The organism is Paraburkholderia sp. BL25I1N1 (assembly GCF_003002025.1).
Taxonomy (GTDB): Bacteria; Pseudomonadota; Gammaproteobacteria; order Burkholderiales; family Burkholderiaceae; genus Paraburkholderia.
In genome coordinates this window covers 51,483-69,892 of record NZ_PVZB01000012.1, presented here as the reverse complement: position 1 = coordinate 69,892, position 18,410 = coordinate 51,483, and the positions used below count along the sequence as shown (strand labels likewise).

Here is an 18,410-nt window from a genome sequence, read left to right as displayed (position 1 = left end):
GATCGCGTTCATCGCGATAAGAGACTCAGAGCGGAATGATGCCGTATTGGGTAAAGTTGCAGCATCAGTGTAAGGTGTTGCGATGAGAAAGTGGATACGGCTATATCCGCCGGATGTTTCGTGAATGATATCCACACGAGCTGGGGCCTGATGCTCGCGTAAGTTCAAGATCCGCGCGAACGACTAGGAATTCGTAGTCTTCACAGTGGGAAATTGCTCCCGGCCGCCGCAAACGTAGTGGTATTGTCAGAAATTACTCAATCACGACGTAAAACGGCGCGCTCCTTCCGGCAAGCGTATCGTCAGCCTTCCGAATCAGAAACGCTTCTACCATGTGAACGCCCCGGTACGATAAGCGCTCCCACCGCACAAACGGCTCATCCGAGCGATAGTAGTCTCCCCGCAATGCATTGGCACGTGTGGCCGCCTCATCGGTGTTGGTCACGCGCCATTCGACCTTGTAGCTGTCAGGAAACGGAAAACCGAGATTGTTTCGTGCGTTGAAGCGGACCCAGTAGCCGGGCTGAGCAGGAGTCAGGCTTTGAATAGAGCGGATCTGCTGTCCGTGCCGAGCGGACCACAGTTGACTGTCGACATTCACAGAGAGTTGACCACCCGCCGCTACGCGCCATCGAGGCCGTCGCATGTGCGGCAAGCGCTCAAAGCCGTACGGTAGTGCTGTGCGACCAAGCCTTTTAACGAGAACGACAAGGTCACCAATACCAGCCGAGCCGTGGTTCGCCCTGACGACGGCGAGAGCCGCCTCGCTGACTTTGCTGGCCTTTTCCACTGCCTCGCGAGCAGCGAAGTCTTCACCAAATACGCGCTGCCACTTTCCGATGCTCTCTTCCTTGTCTGGTTCATCATAGGCATCATCGATCCAGCCGCGATAAAGATTTATCTTCGCGCGGAAATTGGCATACTTAGTGTCGTCCCATGCTGCGCTTTGAATCTCTTCGAAGAGCACCGGGTTGCGTACGGTTGGTTTATTAGGGTTCGCCTGCAGCCAATCGTCAAGTCGACCAAAAAGTGTCTTGAGCGCAGTAGGAACGTCAGCAAATGCAGACGAGCCTTTATCCGTTGACCGCACCTGCGTTCCAAGCAGCGTTGTCAGAAGAAATGACGGGCAGGTGAAATTCGTCTTGATATCGCGAAGATACTTGATTAGGCGCGTGACCTTGCGAAAGTTGTTGTTCCCGCAGATAGTATTCTGGTCTATCAGCCAGTTTGTATAATCAAGCGGGTTGGAACGCTCGAAGGAATTGGTGTCTCGATTGCACACCTCCCACACTCCTGTCTGCACGCGCTCCTTGACGCAAGGGGCTATGTCGATCTTGCGTTCGCCTGCATACTCAATTGTTACGCAATGCGAGTACCTTCTAACCTTGTCTTTGTACAAGGGCAGCTTGGACAACTCAGCGTAGAGCTCATTCACGTAGCCTTTTGCTTCCCAACCCGCCACCGGCTTCACGTAGACCAGCAGATCTGCATCAAAAGGATCGCCAGGCAATGGCTTGATGATTGTCTTGTGCGCCCATGAACCCTGTGCCGCAAACCCGACAATGGCCGGCTTCCAATCCAGCCCCCTGACGGCCCCCTTGATGGCCTCAATGCTGCTTTCAAGCAAACCGAACCGGGTGCTGTTCAGGTTCACAGTGTCAGCAAGCAAGGTATTGAAGTCTTGGATGAGTTTCATTGCTGTCTCCCCGCAGCCGCGATTTTTGCCGCCGCTGGATGGAGGCCATTGACGAGTTCCTCCGCGCCCGCGTTCATTCGCTCCTCCATCCCACGCCGCATTTTGTTATAGATCCAGTCAAAGATAAGCGGGCTAGAAACTCGATGGTTGTATATTGCATCCTGCAACTCGCGAGACCTTATGCTCAGATACTCTTCGGTTGCCCCGCTACTTGATTCCGCGAGCAGTTTTTTAATGTCTTCATTCAAACGATCCAACATCTCGCAGGTTGAGGCTTGCCGGTTGCGTTCGCGAAGCGCCCAGATCACAACGGGTGTAATGGGCGCGAGCGTTGTCAGAACGAATGACGTCAGCGTAGGATCGATATGCAAAGAAATCACGCCCACAACAACCCCAAGGCCGACTGCTCCACTCAACAATATGCGCTGATAGCGCTTTCTCAACGCGCTGTCGTACCAGATGTTCGTGCGCTGGCACACAAGTCTTGCCAGGTACAGCGGAAGTTCCCGGACGACTAGCGGATACCAGTCGATCAAACGCTTTTCGTCCTTCTCACTCAGGTTCTGAGCAGCTTCGAAGACCTGCTCCGGATCTACCTTGCTGCCGGCCACGAAGCTGTTCCAATCCATTTGCAATACAGAACAATCGAAATCTTCCTGCAGCTTTGCCGCAGTCTTCAACTGAGCCTTAAGCCACGGGTCGAAAAACAGAACCTCCAGGTAGCTAAAGGAAAGGGCAAGCAGCGCAATGAACGGCTTGCATTGAGCAAAATACGCGGAAACGACCAAACCGATCAGCGGCAACCCCAACGAAATCGCCAAACCCACTGCCTGATAGTTTTTCGCGCGGCGATAAATGAGCGTCCGGGCTCGCAGCAAGTTGAGCATCCGGGGTTCCACCTGCTGCTTGTCTATATCATTCATTCTCGAGATCTTCTCATCCTGGGGTATTGCCAGCTACAAAATCCACTCTATTGGCACCTGCAATAACATGCTCGACAGCGCTAACCCTTCCCTTTGCGCTTGCGGGGATGAGCACCGCCGCCCTCCCATTTCCCCGAGGAGAGCCAATATTCGTAGTGCCACAGCCACTCTGCGGTCCATGCTATATAGCTCTCGATAAACTTCATGCCGCGCTTCCATTCGCGCTGCTTTGGCCACCAAAGGCACAACTGCGTCTTACCGTCCGAGTGATCGTAAATGTGCGGAGGACGTCTGCCCCTTGCCTTGACGACGAGGTCGGGCTTGATGACATACATCTGTGGCGAAGTCGTTCTCGGCACGATGAGCAGACACGTGTAAAGCGGCGAAAACTCGGATGGCGAGATCTCGAAGCAGTATCGAATCTCCTTACCCTGAACGCGCGTCAACTTCGCTCCAGGAAGGTTTAGGCGCTCAAGTTCTAGCGCCTGTTGCTCAAGTGATCGCTGCGGCTCAAAGCTGCGCACAATCAAATACCGTAAAAATTATGCGGGCGCGACTTGACGATGAGCGGAGCGGCCGTCGAGGTGAAAAAACTGGCTCGCCCTGCGTTGCGCGCAGCCTCCTGGCGCTTCAATAGAGCCTTGCGTGCGGCATCGGCGGACTTGTTACCAAAGGCTGCTTCTACACGCTGAATCACCACTTCTATGCCTGCACGTTGTTCAACCGCTTGCAGTATCTCGTCGATATCTTCAGTGAATTTTTCGACCCAAGCGTAGAAGGCCGCTTGACGCGCCGGGTCGTTCATATCCTCTGCGAGGTTACTGGCCGGCGCTGCCGGGTTAGGCAGAAACCACGTTGCGCCAGTCGCCGTTTCTTCCGACCGAAACTTCGACGGCATCGTCGCGACTATGTCAAAAAGAAGGTCCAGCGGACTAACGTGCACCTCTGGTGCGTGCTGGGCATAAGCATGTGCTGCCAGGGTCGTGATGAACGCCGATGATGGCTTGAGATCCTGCTCCCCATCCTGCGGGCCAAAGCGCACGTTTCTATGCAACTTCAGGACTTGCACGATACGGCACAGCAAAGGAGCAAACACTTCGTCTGGATTACGCAGCGGTATGATGTCGGCTTTATGCACAGAATCAGCCGCGAACGCCTCCATGGCATAAAAGGTCGCCGCGATAGATGCCGTCTCGCGGAAGAACTTGGCATAGCCAAGTGGATTCGTGGACTTATAGTGGGCAACTCCGCGGTCGGGAATTATGCCGTGCGTCTCGCCGTATGGTGAGGATAAAAGCGGACTGTCGATTACCGGAGCGATGTCAGCGCACATACCGCCCGAGTAGATAAGTGTGACGCATCGATTCCACTTTTTGACCTCGAGTCCGTGAGCATTTGCGTAGTCGTCGAAGGCCGCATGAAAGTGCGCAAGCAATCGAGCGGGCCCACGGACGTCGCCGTAACGTTCCGACGCGCTTTGGTCTAACCTCGCAATTACATCAATGTCGAAGCCTTCGCGCGACTGGCCCCAAGGTCGAACCATGGTTCCGAGCTCGCGCGAGCCGTGCGGATGGATTTGCGTGATCAAACTCTCGAACTCCTGCCGGGCTGCAAGGAATTCCGCGATGCTCTGGTATGACGACTCGATATCGCCAAGCTGAGTTAGCGTCGGCACCTGCTGCTCAGCGATCGCGTCCAGCAAAAAGAAAAAATTGTCGGACGTGGCGAGCGAGACGCGCTTATGGCGCTCCTTCAACGAGAGATCTCTTTTCATCTTGGCATCTCCTGAGTCGTAAAAATCTATCGAAATATTTTCTCGATAGCATCAACATCTAGGGAAGATATCAAGATTACGCCTAAGTATAGTGTAGTTCAGATACATTTGGAAATTTTTGCTGCTTGACTTTTGCATACGACCATAGACGTCACTTTGACCGAAAATACTCGAAACCTTGCTAATGAATAGTCGCGGCGATCTCGCTGGCGATTGGCCTACAGGCGGAGGTAATACGGTGTTTCCCGCTCCGCGTGTAAAGGCCGTGTCGGCATGACACAGCGTTGCTTGGGAGGCGACGGGAAGTGTGCAAATGATGTTGGCAGGCTATCTGCAGAAAGTAACGCCGAAGAAGTTTGATACGTACGCGGGAAACTTGTCTTGCCTCGTGCCCACAAGCAACATGAGCCATGAGCGACGAATTAAGCCTTTGTGAGGGGTAAAGGACAGGCATGGCTCCGCACGCCTCGCCGGGACCTTCACGAATCGCTCGCTGCGAATCTGAGCAAATTTCGCGAGTTCGGTGACGTTGGACACACTAGACGCGCTGGAGCGAGCGGTCCAAGTCGAGGCGTCGCAGCTTCTGGCGTAGCTCTTTGGGCGGGGCGAATGTTTTTGGGAGCGTTCGACGCATTCTGCGCGGGCAACCGCCAGTCCCACCCCCGCTTCAATATTCGACTTCGGGACTGCCGACGAGCGCTATGCTCTCTTGCGCTACATGCGGGACGAGTGGCCTTAGAATGCCTCTCGGCCAAGTGATGCATGGCTGCAGCTTCGATGCTTGGTCCCTGCTGAAGTAGTCGAGAGGCGCCACGAGCGAGACCCAAAATAGTTTCCCTCTATCGGCTTTGCTGCAATGCCGTATTTCTGACGCAAACGCACCATTTTTGCCGTCTACTGAACGGTCGCCCCCCGAGGAACTTGGGCGGAGCAAACATTAAGGCCCGCGCACAGGAGCATCAAAGAAATGCGGTTCGAAAGATGCTCCCTTGAAAGCTGCAGCCATTCTTCGGACCGCGCTTGAGACTCTCCCGTCCCCAACTTCGGCCTCGTACGGAAAGATACAATCTGCTCTGCGGGACCTCTCGGACAGACCACGTTTTGCTTAATAACCCAGTAGACGGTTGCCGCCGCAACGTTACGGCGGCGGAACGCTCAACATATGCCTTATCCAACAATTGGTTTATAAAAAATCACATTTAAAATCAGTGGATTACATTGAAATTCAAACAATCTCAGCTTTTGCTTTATTTCTGCAAATAATCGCAGGATTTTGGTTTATTCAGCGTCTTCCGAACAGACCGCGCTCCCGATCTGACGTTCAACTTTTTGGTTTATTTTCTGTCGGCTTTTGCTTCATTTGTCATGTTGCGGCAATCAATGCATGAATGAGTGGGTCATGGCCATGACTGAACTTCCCCTGAGGGCGTTGTCAGGTTGCTGGCCGTCTCGCGTAGATGAGGCGATGAAGAAATCGAAATCGCTGTATCGCGGGCACCGTTTTCCAGCCGGCGTGATCAGTTGCGCCGTGCGCTGGTACTACCGATATCAATTGAGCTTGCGTGACATCGAAGAACTGCTCTTGAACGCGGCGTGATCGTGACCTACGAGACGATCCGATGCTGGTGCGATAAGTTTGGCGCCGCCTTTGCTCGTCGGGTCAAAGCGGCGCGTCGCAAGCCAGGCGGCACACGGCACCTTGACGAGATGTTCGTGACGTTGCGCGGAGAACCGTACCTGCTATGGCGCGCAGTGGACGAGCACGGCGCCGCACTCGACATCCTGCTGCAAAAGCGGCGCGATAAGGCCGCGGCCAAGCGCTTCTTCAAGCGTGTGCTGCGCTCGAACCCGGTGCCGCGCAAGATCATTACCGATCAACTGCGCAGCTATCCGGCCGCCAAAGCTGAGATTCCAGAGCTGGGGAGCGTAAAGCACGTGTTTGCCAAAGCGGCAGCCCGACTGAACAACAGGGCTGAAAACAGCCACCAGCCGACACGTGAACGCGAGCGTCGCATGCGCGGTTTTCGCGATTCGAAACGCACGCAGGCCTTCCTGTCGGGCTTCGGACTGATCCGGCAACACTTCGCGATCAAGCGGCATCTGCTGCGCGCTTCGTTTTATCGCAAACAGCTTGCAGCAAGGTTCGTTGCCTGGCGCGAATTCACCGACCTCGCCCAAGATCCGTCGACTGGTTTCTAAATCGTCGTCACACCTCCAGCGTTTTGTCTCACGCATGGCAAGTTGACAACGCCGTCCCGACAGGCGGGGCATTATCACTACAGCAGCCCCATCGCCGACGCTTTAAGCGTGGCTGCCGCGCGAGTCGAGCAATCGAGCTTGCGAAACATGCTCTCGACGTGGGTGCGCACGGTGCTTGGGCTCATTGCCAACTCGCGCGCTGCCTCCTTGTTGCTCGCGCCACGCGAGATCACACGCAGCACATCCATCTCCCGCGCCGACAGGCGCGCTCTCTGCGAGACGCGTTTCGCGAACCGTCCGCTCGCAGGCGCCTGCGCCACGAGCGCGTCGACCGCTTCGTCGCTCAACCTTCCGCGCTCGACCTCCTCGCGCAAGATCTTCCTGGCGGCATCGGCCGGCAGCGCGTCGCGCCAGGGCCTTGGCGAACGCAGAGCCACCCACGCGACCGAGGCCGCCAGCACACGTGCCTCGAGCGTCAACGCGTGTCCGGCTACGCCGCGAAAGTATCCAGAGCCGTCCTGCCTTTCGTACGCGTAGGAAGCTAGGCCGGCGGCCTCGGCGAGGGCGCCGGTTTGCCTGCCGGCGCGCGCTGTCCAGTAAGGAACCAGCCGAATCTTTTCCCAGGCGCTGGCCGCTAGCGTCTCACGCTGATTCCACACCTCGTTGGGGACGGCGGCTCGACCTATGCCGTGAATCAACGCAGCATGGTAGACGCGGGTTTGCGCGGTTTGATCGAGTGCAAGCCGCACGCAGCACGCTGCTGCAGTCGTCGCGACCGCGCGCGAAAAGCCCGTCATCCACGGCAACTTGAGATCGATCACATCGGCGATCAGCTCGGCCGCGGTCGGCTGTTGCATGTCGGGCGTGATCAATGCCGCGTCGAAGTCGTCGAGCGTCGCGCGCCCGACCTCATCGAGCCAGCCGCTTGCGTTACTGACGGCCGTTGCGACGAGATGGGCCGGATATCGACTGTCGGAGCGTTGCGTGATGAGCTCGAGCGCCCGTTCGGTGCCGTAAGTGCGACCGAACACCTCCAGATCGCCCGCCAGCGCAACGACGAACACCGCCATCGGCACCGACTCGCGAGCCATTTTCGCGGGAAACCCGAAACCGTCCCATGTTTCGAAAATGTGACGGAGCGACGTGACCGTCATGCTTGAAAGGCCCGACATACTCGCAATCTCTCCCGATACCTCGCAGTGGGTTTCCGCGAGCGGCAGCATGACGGACGCCGCCCCGCCCAGCGCCTCCAGCGGCGCGGCCCAGTCCGATCGTCCCTCGAGCATCGTCGCCCTGATCGCAATATCGTCGCCGAACACATCGGCGAAGCCCGACGCGTTCGCGGTGCAGCCCGACCAGCGCAGCAGCGCTACCTCGCGCACCGTGTCACAAGCTTGCGAATCGAGCCCGGCTGCGCGGGCGAGCCGAGCCGCCAGCCATCCGGTGCGCAATGAATGGTCCGTCGGCTGTCCCATACTGAGGTCGCCGACGAACGCCAGCGCTCTTACCGAATCGAATACCCGCAGCGCGGTCTGGTTGGCATCGACGTCGAACGTGGGCATGAGTACAGAGGATTGTGGTGATCGCCACAGATCATACGCGAAGCTTAGGAGTGTCATTGCGCTACGCAACGGCTCCGCGCTTGCAACGGTTCGGGTACCGGAACGTGTCATGACCGCCGGCAGGAACGGATTGTTCGCCCGCACCGACTTCGGGCCGTGCGGCCGCCCGGCCGGGCTTCGGCCCTGAACGCAATCGGCCGTAGTCGCCCGTCTCGACACTCATCGTTGCATCGGTCCGACCTGGAGGATCCTTACGTATTGCGTCGTTTCCTATCGCCGAGCCGCGGGCACGCGTTCGTTCCGGCGGGCTCCATCGGTCATTTGTCCGATGGAGCCCGCGAACGACCTGATGCGAGGATAGGAAACCGTCACTCGAGTGACCAAACCGGGACCACGACACCATGTCGGAACATCAGCGCTTCATCGTTGCGTTGGCGAGCGGCCTGCCCCGGGCGTTCGGCGTGTTCGCCGTGCTGTCGGGGTTGTTTCGGATTGGCATCGCTGTGGGTCGCCGGCAGGGCGTCGGCACGTCATGGCGAGCGATCTCGGCCGGCGCGCAAACGGCACTGGCCGGCGCGCTGCTCTCATGCGAAGCGAGGGGCGCCGTCTACTTCGCGATCGCGGCACTGGGTGACCGATGGGCGGACGTCGACGCGCCTGAGCCGGATCGCCCGGAACGGACGAAAGACGGGCCGGCCTGAACGGCACGACCGTCATTGTCGATACGCGGGATACCTGCATCGGTTCGGGCAGCCGGCGAACCTTCGCCATCGGATATCCGACCGATAGCGGCATGCCCCGACGATTGAGATACTCGACGCCCTGGATATCCGGTCAGAGCCGCATCCGCATAGCGGCCCCACCACTGCGCGTCGGCCGGAACGACAATTCGATGTACAAAGGAATGCAAATGGTCAACCGCCCCTCCGAATTCGATGCCCCAGCCGATGGCAGCTGGTTGAAACGGTACTACTTTTCCAGGGCGATATTCTCGCTGATCTGGGTCGCGCTGGCGTTTTCCGTCGGGCGGCAGAGTGCGGCCTGCGCCGCGATCCTGCTGGTCGTTTATCCGGCCTGGGACGCGCTCGCCAATTTCGTCGACCTGGCACGCAGCGGCGGGGCGGCGGCCAACCGTACGCAGGCGGCCAACGTCGCGATCAGCGCCGTCGCGACCCTGGCGGTATTTACGGCGTTGAATGCGGGCACACACGCGGTACTCACGGTGTTCGGAATCTGGGCGATGCTCTCCGGTGCGCTTCAACTCGGCACAGCCGTGCGTCGTTGGAAGCGTGTCGGCGCACAGTGGGTGATGGTCCTGAGCGGTGCGCAATCGGCGCTGGCCGGATTGTTCTTCATTGTCCAAAGCCACGCTTCCGTGCCGCCCGCGATCGTGAAGATCGCAGGCTACGCGGCGATCGGCGCTCTCTATTTCCTGATATCGGCCATCTGGCTGCAGGTGCGGCGGATGCGGCACAGCAATTCGTGATGCTCGGGATTCACTTGCCGTACGCACTGACGAAGCGTCCAGAGACCCTCCCATTGGCTACCCACCCTCCTTCCGGCGTACGGTCTGGTCCGCGGATAGGCTCTGGTGCGAATAAGCGTTGCGGTCAATTATTTTCTATAGATCAGGATGCCTTATTGAGCAGACAGGACCGCATTGCAAAGCGCGGGCGCTGCGAAATTCTTGAGACCGAGCTTCGCGAGGTTAAACTGACCTTTGCGAATGCGTTGCATCAATTCGATGCCCGCCAACGTAATCGCTGCGCTCCTGAAACGTTTGAAACCAAGCATGACATTTGTCCGGGACTTGATGTGCGATGGTCCTGTTCGACCAGACTATTGAGGTATTTCGAGGATCGAACCTTTGTGTCTTCAGGCAGCAGGCCGTGATCCTTCATCTCACGCACCGCGCGGTGTGAGGCGGCGTAGCCATCCAGCGTGATGGTCTTCGGCGGCTGGCCCTGATGTTTGACGGCTCTCCTGAGACACCCGCAAGCCCGGCATCGACGGTGCGGGCGTTTTAAAGCCGTTCGAGCGATCGCTGCGTCGCGCTAGCGAATGGCAGAAAACGAGCAAAAAAGATTGGTTTCGACGCTCATCCGCCGCGCCCTGTTTTCGAAACCCGCGACTTTCGAAATGTATCGAGTACCGTGGCGGCTTGAACGGGAATTGCAGCCGCATTGCTGGCTTTCATCAGCGCCTCGATACGCTGGGCAGTATCCGTCGACGGTGCGGGCGTGTAGACCATGATGCGCATCCCCGGCGCATCGGGCACCTCCAGCGATAATGCATCCAGCTCGAGCAACCCGGCCACCGGATGCTCAACCACCTTGCGCCAGTCGCTGCGCTTGAGCACTTCGTGTTCCGCCCACCAGCGGCAGAAGTCAGCGTCCGTATCGCTCAGTTCTTCGACGAGATCGCGCAAAAAAACCTCGCCGGAAGGCCGAAGAATGTAGTCACCGCGAAACTGCGCCAACACGCATTTCGCGTAGGCGTCCCAGCCCTGAAAGAGCGCACGCGCGCCGTCTTGCTGAAACGTGAACCACAGGAGATTGCAGCGGCCCGCAGGCATCTTGCGAAAGTCGGTGAATACGCGCACAGCGGCTTCGTTCCACGTCACATAGTTCCAGTTGCCGTCGACGACATACGCCGGCATGTTGCCAAGCTGATCGAGCATGCGCCGAACCGTATCCGTCGCGTTCTGTGCAATGGGATACGGACCAGGCGGCGTGTAGTGATTGGCCAGTTCGAACAGATGCGTTCGCTCGTGCGGCGAAAGCTTCAGCGCATTGGCGAGGCTTTCAATCGTCTTGAACGACACATTCACTTCCCTGCCCTGCTCGAGCCACGCATACCAGGTCACGCTGATACCAGCGCGTTCGGCCACCTCTTCACGGCGCAGGCCCGGGTTCTTGCGGCGGGTGCCACTCGGAAAGTCGATGTCCTCAGGCCGAAGACGTGCGCGGCGCGTCCTCAGAAAATCGGCCAGTTCGTTCAGACGCTGCTGCTTCTCCATGTCTCGCCTCCTCCGGCTTTCCCTGTTACTGCCATTACTAGTAATGGCAATTGCTAGATGCGCTCCGTGAAGCATGCCACATTGGCGCCGTCGGGAAGCACGCTGTGTCCCGCATCGGTAACGCCAGATTATAGAACCCGTTACCGGTGCATGTGATGGCCAGACGCGTTGAAGAGCAGGGACGGCGGCGCGCGCGTCTTCCGACGGATATCAAAACATTTACGGAGACATTCATGCGTCGTTCGACCCGCTTTCACCGTACAAGCGTATTCGCCGCTGCGGCATTCATCCTGACGGCTTCCTGTGCCGCGCGTGCAGACTACACCGGCGCGGCGCGCACGTTCCTGTTCAATCCCGCCGTGCAGATTCCGTTCTCCGATACTGCGAAGTTCAAGAAGAAACCGCCCTACGTGATCGGCTTCTCCAATGCGGGACTCGGCGACAGCTGGCGCGTCGTGATGCAGCACTCGCTGATGAAAGCCGCCGCCGAGCATCCCGACCAGATCAAGCAATTGCTGATCACCAACGGGAACATGGACGACGCCAAACAGGCCGCCGATATTCAGGACCTGATCTCGCGAGGCGTGGACCTGCTGATCGTCAGTGCAAACACGCAAAAGGCGCTCGACCCCGTGGTCACGCGTGCGATGAAACAGGGCATTCCCGTCGTGATGGTCGACCGGCGCATTTCATCGGATAACTTCGTATCGTTCGTGACGGGCTCCGATGCGATGATGGGCCGCGTGTGGGCGCAATGGATCGTCGAGAAGCTGCACGGCAAGGGCAACGTCATCATGCTGGCGGGCCAGGCGGGCTCCAGCGTCAGCGCCGACCGTGAAGCTGCCGCGCACGAAGTGTTCTCGCAATATCCCGGCATCAAGGTGCTCGACACGGTCTACTCCGACTGGAGCCCCGTGAAGGCCAAGCAGCAGATGCAGGCGATGATCGCAAAGTACGGGCACACCATCAACGCCGTATGGTGCGCGCATGGCTTGCCCGTCGCGGGCTCAATCGAAGCGTTCCTTGCGGCAGGCTTCAGGCCCGGTGAAATTCCGCCGCACACGACAGCCGACCTCAACGGTCCGCTGCAACTGGCGTTGAAGTACAAGATTCCGATGCTCGAAATCGGCTATCCGCCTTCGATGGGCGGCACGTCGCTCGATGTCGCCCTCAAGGTGCTGCAGGGTCAACCGCTGCCGAAGATCTACGAGATCAGCCCGCAGATCGCGCTGACGCGGGGCGACGAGACGGCATCGGTGCCGCATCCCGACCAGTACATCGATCAGGTGGTCGATGCGAAGGGCCCGCCTGACAAGATCATCGACGGCGGCATGGGAGCGGACTACAACCCCTCGACGTTCAAGATCAAGCTGCCGGGTGAGAAATGAACGCGCATATAGCGGGTGTTTCAGGTGATGTCGTCGCGCCCTCGCCCGACGTCATCCACGTCAGGGGCATCGTCAAGCAGTTCCCTGGCGTGAAGAGCCTCGATGACGTGAGCTTCGGCGTGCGCGGCGGCGAAATTCACGCACTGGTCGGCGAAAATGGCGCGGGCAAATCGACACTGATGAAAGTGCTCGCCGGCGCGTATCTGCCGGACGAGGGCGCATTGTGCTTCGACGGTCAGCCCGTCGCGTGGAAGTCCCCCGCAGACGCAAAGGCGCACGGCGTTCACATCATCTATCAGGAACTCGTGCTGTTTCCGCAGTCGAGCGTCGCACAGAACATCTTCGCGGGGATCGAGCCTCGCACACGGCTCGGCACGATCGACCACCGCGCGATGAACGAGCGCGCCGCCACGCTGCTACAGGAACTCGGCGTACAACTCGATCCGCGCGAGCGAGTCGGCGCGCTCTCTGTCGCGAGCCAGCAGATGGTCGAGATCGCAAAGGCGATGGCGAGCGAAATACGCGTGCTGATCCTCGACGAACCGACGGCGGTCATCGCGGGCAAGGAGGTACAGCTCCTGTTCGAACGGCTGCGCGTGCTGCGCGCGCGCGGCGTCGCCATTATCTACATCTCGCACCGGCTGGATGAAATCTTCGAACTGTGCGACCGCGTGACCGTCATGAAGGACGGCCGCAAGATCGGCACACAAGCCGTGTCGGAAACGACACGCGCCGAACTCGTGCGCATGATGGTCGGCCGCGAAATGAAAGACATCTATCCGCCAAAGTCCACGCTGGCCGCGGGCGGCACGGTGCTGATGAACGTCGAAGGTCTGCAGGTCGGCAATCGGGTAGTCGATGCTTCGCTCTGCGTGCGCGCGGGTGAAATCGTTGGGCTCGCGGGTATGGTCGGCTCGGGCCGCACCGAGCTCGCGGCCGGCGTGTTCGGCGCGCTGCCCGCGCGCGGCACGGTCGAAGTGCGTGGCGCGCGCCATACGCGTATGACACCGGCAACGGCGATCCGCCTCGGTCTGGGCTTCGTCACGGAAGACCGTAAATCCGAAGGCTTGCTGATGTACCTGAACGTCGCGCAGAACGTCACGGCGACTACCCTGCGGCGCGTGTCCCGTTTTGGATTGCTGAGAGCGAAAGAAGAGCGCACGGCAGGCGCGCATGCAATCCGCGAGTACGGCATTGCGGGCGCGCGGCCCGCGGGCAGCGTCGCGACGCTGTCGGGGGGCAACCAGCAGAAGGTACTCATCAGCCGATGGGTACGCGTGTGCACCAGCGTGCTGATTCTCGACGAACCGACCCGCGGTGTCGACATCGGCGCGAAGGCGGAAATCTATCGCCTGATGCGCGAACTGACGAATCGCGGCCTCGGCATCCTGATGATCAGTTCCGAGTTGCAGGAAGTCATCGGCATGTCCGACCGCGTGCTGGTGATGCGCGAAGGGCGTATTGCGGGCGAAGTCAGCGGCCAGCAAATGACCGAGCACGACATCATGGCGCTCGCAACGGGTGGCACGCAGCTCACGCAGACGGGAGGCGCTCATGCGTACGCTCATTAGACGCCACGTCTCGCAGAATGCAGCGCCGTTCATCGTCGCGGTGCTGATCGCGGTGCTGTTTGTCACGGGCACAAACGTCAACGACCGTTTTTCGACGCTGTCCAATCTGCTGAACGTCCATCAGCAGGCGACGGGCCTTGCGCTCGTCGCTCTCGGGCAGACGCTCGCCGTTCTGACAGGCGGCATCGATCTGTCCGTTGGTTCGCTGATCAGCGTGACAGCCACGCTCACATCCGGCATCTCCGATGCGACACAAGGCGGATGGGGCATGGCGATTTCTGTCGCGATTGCGTTGTCCGTGGCGGTGGGACTGGCCAATGGCCTGCTCGTGCTGTGGCTGCGCGTGCATCCGCTGATCATTACGCTGGGTATGGGCGCCATTCTGCAAGGCGGCATCCTGTACTACGCGAACGGCCCCGCAGGCAGCGTGCCGGACGGCTTCGACGCGCTGGCTTACGGCCGCTACGCCAACGTGCCCGTCACCGCCACCGTCGTGCTGCTTCTTTATGCCGGCGTGTCGTACTTCATGCGCAATACGCGCCTCGGCCGGTACGTCTATCTCGTAGGCGACGACGACAACGCGGCAACGCTCTCGGGCATTCCGCGCAAACGGGTGATTCTATCCGTCTACACGTTCTCGTCGCTCTGCGCCGGCCTCACGGGCATTTATCTCGCCGCCCAGTTCGGCTCGGGTCAACCGTATCTCGGCGCCAACTACACGCTTGCATCGATAACGCCCGTGGTCGTCGGCGGCACGATTCTGAGCGGGGGACGCGGCGGTGTCGTCGGCACGTTGCTTGGGGTGTACCTGCTCAGCATGCTCAACAATCTGATCAACTTTGCCGGCGTGCCGTCCCAGTATCAGCTCATCGTGCAGGGCATCGCGATCATCGCGGCCGTCTGCGTCAACGTTCAGCAGAAACGGAGGCTCGCATGAACTCGATTGCTCCGCGCAGCGACGCCACACCGGTTCGCACGCTGTCGCTGCGTGTCGTGCAGCGCTATGGCATCTATCTGTTTCTCGTGGTGCTGATTGCGGTTTCGGGCGCGTGGTCGCCCACTTTCCTTCGCGCCGATAACGTCGTCAACATGCTGGTGCAGTTCGCGCCGCTCGGCATCGTCGTGATTGGCCAGGTGTTCGTGATTCTCGTGGGCGGACTCGATTTGTCGGTTGCCTCCGTGATGGCGACGGCGGCCGTGATCGCCACTGCGTTCGACGACACGAACCATTCAGCCCCAGCCGTCTTTGGCGTCACGCTCGTACTGTGCATCGGTGCCGGGCTGCTCAATGGCCTGCTTGTCACGAAGCGTCAGGTGTCACCGTTTCTCGCGACCTTCGCCACCGCCGTCGTGCTCGACGGCCTGCGCTTCGCCTACACGCAGGGCGCGCCTTCCGGCAACGTACCACCGCTCTTTCACGTACTGGGAACAGGCTCGATCGCGGCAGTGCCCGTCAACGTGCTGTTGCTGTTCGTGTGCACGATCGTGTTCGGCACGTTGCTCCATCTGTCCACGTTCGGACGGCGCGTGTACATGGTGGGCGGCAACGCCGTTGCCGCGAGACTGGTCGGCGTGAGTCCCGACACCGTGCGTATCGCGTGTTACGTGATCAGTGCGCTGCTTGCGGGGCTGGCGGGACTGATCCTGTCAGGCTATGTCGGCATCGTCGACAACTGGGTGGGGCGCGGTTTCGAACTCGATTCGATCGTCGCCGCCGTGATGGGCGGGCTCGCGCTCTCCGGCGGCCGCGGCTCGCTGCTGGGCGGCCTCGCGGGTGCAGCCATCCTCGTCATCGTCTTCAACATCGTGCTGCTGATCGGCATGCCCGTGCAGGCGCAGATCATTGTCAAGGGCGTCATCATCATCGGCGCATCCGCGTGCTACGTGAGCCGCCGGCAACGCTGAATCTTCCAGATCCATATAAGGCCATACGAAATGGCCAGTTCAACCAAGGAGTCGAATATGAGAGCAGTGCGTTTTCACTGTGCGCACGATATCCGGGTCGAAAACGTACCCGACCCGATGAGCATGGGCGCGAGCCAGATGATCGTCAAGCCGCTGTGGTGCGGCATCTGCGGCACCGACCTGCACGAGTATCAGGCGGGTCCCATCGTCGTGCCCACCGAGCCGCATGCATTGACGGGCGCGAAAGCGCCTCAGGTTCTGGGTCATGAGTTCAGCGCGGAGGTCGTCGAAGTCGGCAAGGACGTGAAGAACGTGCAACGCGGCGACCGCATCTCGGTGATGCCGCTCGCGTCGTGCGGCCAGTGCTACTACTGCGCGCGCGGCATGCGCCATCTGTGCACGACGATGGGCTGCGTCGGGCTCAGTTGGGACGGCGGCGGCATGGCCGAATACACCGTGCTCAACGACTATCACGCGAACCGCCTGCCCGATACCGTCAGCGACAAGCAGGGTGCGCTGATCGAGCCGGCTGCCGTCGCACTGTATGCCGTGGACCGGGGCGGCGTCACGGTCGGCTCCACGGTGCTGATTACAGGGGCGGGCCCAATTGGCGTGCTTGCCGCCCTCGCCTGTCACGCAGCGGGGGCCATGAAGATATTCGTCAGCGAACCCAACGCGGCGCGCGCCGCGAAGATGGCCGGCTTCGGCGTCACGACTGAAATCTTCGATCCATCGGACGGCGACCTGCCGCAAAAGATTCGCGACTTGACGGAAGGCGTGGGCGTCGATGTCGCGATCGAATGCGCGGGCAACCAGCATGCGCTGAACGCCTGTGTCGATGCCGTGCGTTCGGCGGGCGCCGTGGTCCAGGCAGGTCTGCACGTCGGCACAGCGAGTGTCGATCCGATGAAATGGTCGCTTAAAGACATCCGCATCGAAGGAACGTGGTGTTACCCCGTGACGATCTGGCCGCGCATCATCGGCATGATCGCGAACGGCAAATTTCCGGTTGAAAAGCTCATCCACGATCTGATCGATGCCGACGATGTCGTCGAAAAAGGCTTTGACGTGCTGAGCGACAAAGGCAGCGACAAGATGAAGATTCTCATCAATCCCCAAGGACGGTGACGACATGCCGCAAACGCAAGAGAAACACAACGCACCACAGATCGGCTGGATCGGCCTCGGCAAGATGGGCACGCCGATCGTGCGCAATCTGCTCGCCGCAGGATTCAACGTGACCGTGTATGACGTCGACGCAGCGCGCGTCGAAGAAGCCGTTCGACTCGGTGCCCGCCGCGCTGAGAATCTCGCCAGCGTCGCGCGTTCGGCCCCGCTCGTGTTCTCGATCATCCCCGACGATGCCGTCTTGCGTAAGATCGCGCTCGGCGCACACGGCGTGATCGAAAACGCAAACGACGCCGCCGTCTATGTCGACATGAGCACGGTCTCGCCCACGGCGTCGGGCGAAGTTCGCGACGCGGCGCAGAAGTGCGGAATTGGTTATATCTGCGCGCCCGTGTCGGGCAGCACCGCCCTTGCCGACAAGGCGCAGCTCACCGTTTTCGCATCCGGCCCGCAAGACGCGTACGGCCGCGCGTTTCCCGTCTTCCAGGCCATGTCGGCGCGCCAGTACTACGTCGGTGAGGATCAGCAGGCACGTTATCTGAAGCTCGCCATCAATCATCTGGTCGGCTCGACGGCCGTGCTGCTGGCTGAAGCGCTCACGCTCGGCACAAAGGGCGGCCTCGACTGGGCCGAGATGCTGGAGGTGATCGGCGATAGCGTCGCGGCGTCCCCGCTCGTCAAATACAAACTCGATCCGCTGAAGAAACGGGACTTTTCCCCGGCCTTTTCGTCGCGTCAGATGCTCAAGGACATGTCGCTCGTCGTCGATGCGGGCGCGGACGCCGGCGTGCCGATGATAGCCGCGGCGCTCGTGCGCGAGCAGTTCGCGCGCTACGCAGAGGGCGATGGTGCAGATCTGGATTTCTTCTCGATCGTGCGCGCCGTCGAAGCGCAAGCCGGCATTTCCCGCTGAACGCTTTTCTCACCACTTTCAGGAGTTGCAATGCACTACACCGTCTACTGCCTCGACCACGACAACATGGTCGAACGCCGTCTTGCCCATTACGAAGAACACAAGGCTTATCTGGCCACCTCGCCCGTCAGGATGGTCATGTCTGGCCCGCTGCTGGCAGGCGATCAGCAAACGATGATCGGCAGTTTCTTTCTTTTCGAAGCAGACGAGATCGGCGACGTGATGCGCTTTAACAGCAACGACCCGTTCAACAAGGCGGGCATCTGGCGCAGCGTGGATATCCGTCCGTTCCTCAAGCGCGTCGACAACCGCTAGTCATATCAACGGATTCG

At 59.8% G+C, this 18,410-nt stretch carries 14 protein-coding genes and 2 pseudogenes; 10 read left to right on the top strand and 6 right to left on the bottom strand.

Annotated features, from left to right (window positions below; translation table 11 throughout):
* Positions 1 to 253: 253 nt before the first annotated feature.
* The 3 genes from B0G73_RS18940 to B0G73_RS18925 form a co-directional block, all read right to left on the bottom strand.
* Positions 254 to 1,696: a cyclic GMP-AMP synthase DncV-like nucleotidyltransferase gene (locus B0G73_RS18940; RefSeq protein WP_106282843.1), complete on the bottom strand. Its 1,443-nt coding sequence runs from the start codon at positions 1,694 to 1,696 to the stop codon at positions 254 to 256.
* A complete protein-coding gene (locus tag B0G73_RS18935; RefSeq protein ID WP_106282842.1) occupies positions 1,693 to 2,619 on the bottom strand; it encodes an S-4TM family putative pore-forming effector in 927 nt (308 codons plus the stop codon). The genes B0G73_RS18940 and B0G73_RS18935 overlap by 4 nt, the downstream gene beginning before the upstream one ends.
* A gap of 526 nt (positions 2,620 to 3,145) precedes the next feature.
* Positions 3,146 to 4,393 carry a nucleotidyltransferase gene (locus B0G73_RS18925; RefSeq protein WP_106282840.1) on the bottom strand — a complete coding sequence of 416 codons (1,248 nt, stop codon included), beginning with the start codon at positions 4,391 to 4,393 and terminating at the stop codon, positions 3,146 to 3,148.
* 1,465 nt (positions 4,394 to 5,858) lie between these two features.
* Between B0G73_RS18925 and B0G73_RS18920 the strand changes: the two are divergent.
* Positions 5,859 to 6,592, top strand: a pseudogene (locus tag B0G73_RS18920) (IS6 family transposase).
* A 77-nt stretch (positions 6,593 to 6,669) separates the two neighbouring features.
* Here the strand turns inward: B0G73_RS18920 and B0G73_RS18915 are convergent.
* The gene (locus B0G73_RS18915) at positions 6,670 to 8,154 is read right to left on the bottom strand and encodes an HD domain-containing phosphohydrolase (RefSeq protein ID WP_106282839.1); all 1,485 of its coding nucleotides are present in this window, start codon (positions 8,152 to 8,154) and stop codon (positions 6,670 to 6,672) included.
* 401 nt (positions 8,155 to 8,555) lie between these two features.
* On the opposite strand from B0G73_RS18915, the gene B0G73_RS18910 reads away from it, so the two are divergent.
* Together B0G73_RS18910 and B0G73_RS18905 are read left to right on the top strand one after the other, a co-directional pair.
* Complete coding sequence (locus B0G73_RS18910) at positions 8,556 to 8,855, top strand: hypothetical protein (protein WP_181196584.1); 300 nt, start codon at positions 8,556 to 8,558, stop codon at positions 8,853 to 8,855.
* A gap of 209 nt (positions 8,856 to 9,064) precedes the next feature.
* Positions 9,065 to 9,640, top strand: a complete 576-nt coding sequence (locus tag B0G73_RS18905; protein ID WP_106282838.1) for a DUF308 domain-containing protein — start codon at positions 9,065 to 9,067, stop codon at positions 9,638 to 9,640.
* 152 nt (positions 9,641 to 9,792) lie between these two features.
* On the opposite strand, the pseudogene B0G73_RS18900 reads toward B0G73_RS18905, so the two are convergent.
* Together B0G73_RS18900 and B0G73_RS18895 are read right to left on the bottom strand one after the other, a co-directional pair.
* Positions 9,793 to 10,136 (bottom strand): annotated as a pseudogene (locus B0G73_RS18900) (DDE-type integrase/transposase/recombinase); the annotation flags it as partial.
* Between the two features lie 116 nt (positions 10,137 to 10,252).
* A complete protein-coding gene (locus tag B0G73_RS18895; protein WP_106282837.1) occupies positions 10,253 to 11,173 on the bottom strand; it encodes a helix-turn-helix transcriptional regulator in 921 nt (306 codons plus the stop codon).
* Between the two features lie 233 nt (positions 11,174 to 11,406).
* On the opposite strand from B0G73_RS18895, the gene B0G73_RS18890 reads away from it, so the two are divergent.
* The 7 genes from B0G73_RS18890 to B0G73_RS18860 are packed head-to-tail and all read left to right on the top strand — an operon-like array spanning position 11,407 to position 18,393.
* Complete coding sequence (locus B0G73_RS18890; protein WP_106282836.1) at positions 11,407 to 12,561, top strand: ABC transporter substrate-binding protein; 1,155 nt, start codon at positions 11,407 to 11,409, stop codon at positions 12,559 to 12,561.
* Positions 12,558 to 14,132 carry a sugar ABC transporter ATP-binding protein gene (locus B0G73_RS18885; protein ID WP_106282835.1) on the top strand — a complete coding sequence of 525 codons (1,575 nt, stop codon included), beginning with the start codon at positions 12,558 to 12,560 and terminating at the stop codon, positions 14,130 to 14,132. Before B0G73_RS18890 ends, B0G73_RS18885 begins: the two co-directional genes overlap by 4 nt.
* Complete coding sequence (locus B0G73_RS18880) at positions 14,116 to 15,069, top strand: ABC transporter permease (RefSeq protein ID WP_106282834.1); 954 nt, start codon at positions 14,116 to 14,118, stop codon at positions 15,067 to 15,069. The genes B0G73_RS18885 and B0G73_RS18880 overlap by 17 nt, the downstream gene beginning before the upstream one ends.
* Positions 15,066 to 16,037 carry an ABC transporter permease gene (locus B0G73_RS18875; RefSeq protein WP_106282833.1) on the top strand — a complete coding sequence of 324 codons (972 nt, stop codon included), beginning with the start codon at positions 15,066 to 15,068 and terminating at the stop codon, positions 16,035 to 16,037. The genes B0G73_RS18880 and B0G73_RS18875 overlap by 4 nt, the downstream gene beginning before the upstream one ends.
* A gap of 57 nt (positions 16,038 to 16,094) precedes the next feature.
* Entirely contained in the window at positions 16,095 to 17,165 is a 1,071-nt protein-coding gene (locus tag B0G73_RS18870) for a 2,3-butanediol dehydrogenase (protein ID WP_106282832.1), read from the top strand.
* A 4-nt stretch (positions 17,166 to 17,169) separates the two neighbouring features.
* Positions 17,170 to 18,078 carry an NAD(P)-dependent oxidoreductase gene (locus tag B0G73_RS18865; RefSeq protein ID WP_106282831.1) on the top strand — a complete coding sequence of 303 codons (909 nt, stop codon included), beginning with the start codon at positions 17,170 to 17,172 and terminating at the stop codon, positions 18,076 to 18,078.
* A gap of 30 nt (positions 18,079 to 18,108) precedes the next feature.
* Positions 18,109 to 18,393 (top strand): YciI family protein, encoded by a 285-nt coding sequence (locus B0G73_RS18860; protein ID WP_106282830.1) that lies wholly within the window; start codon positions 18,109 to 18,111, stop codon positions 18,391 to 18,393.
* Positions 18,394 to 18,410 lie beyond the last annotated feature (17 nt).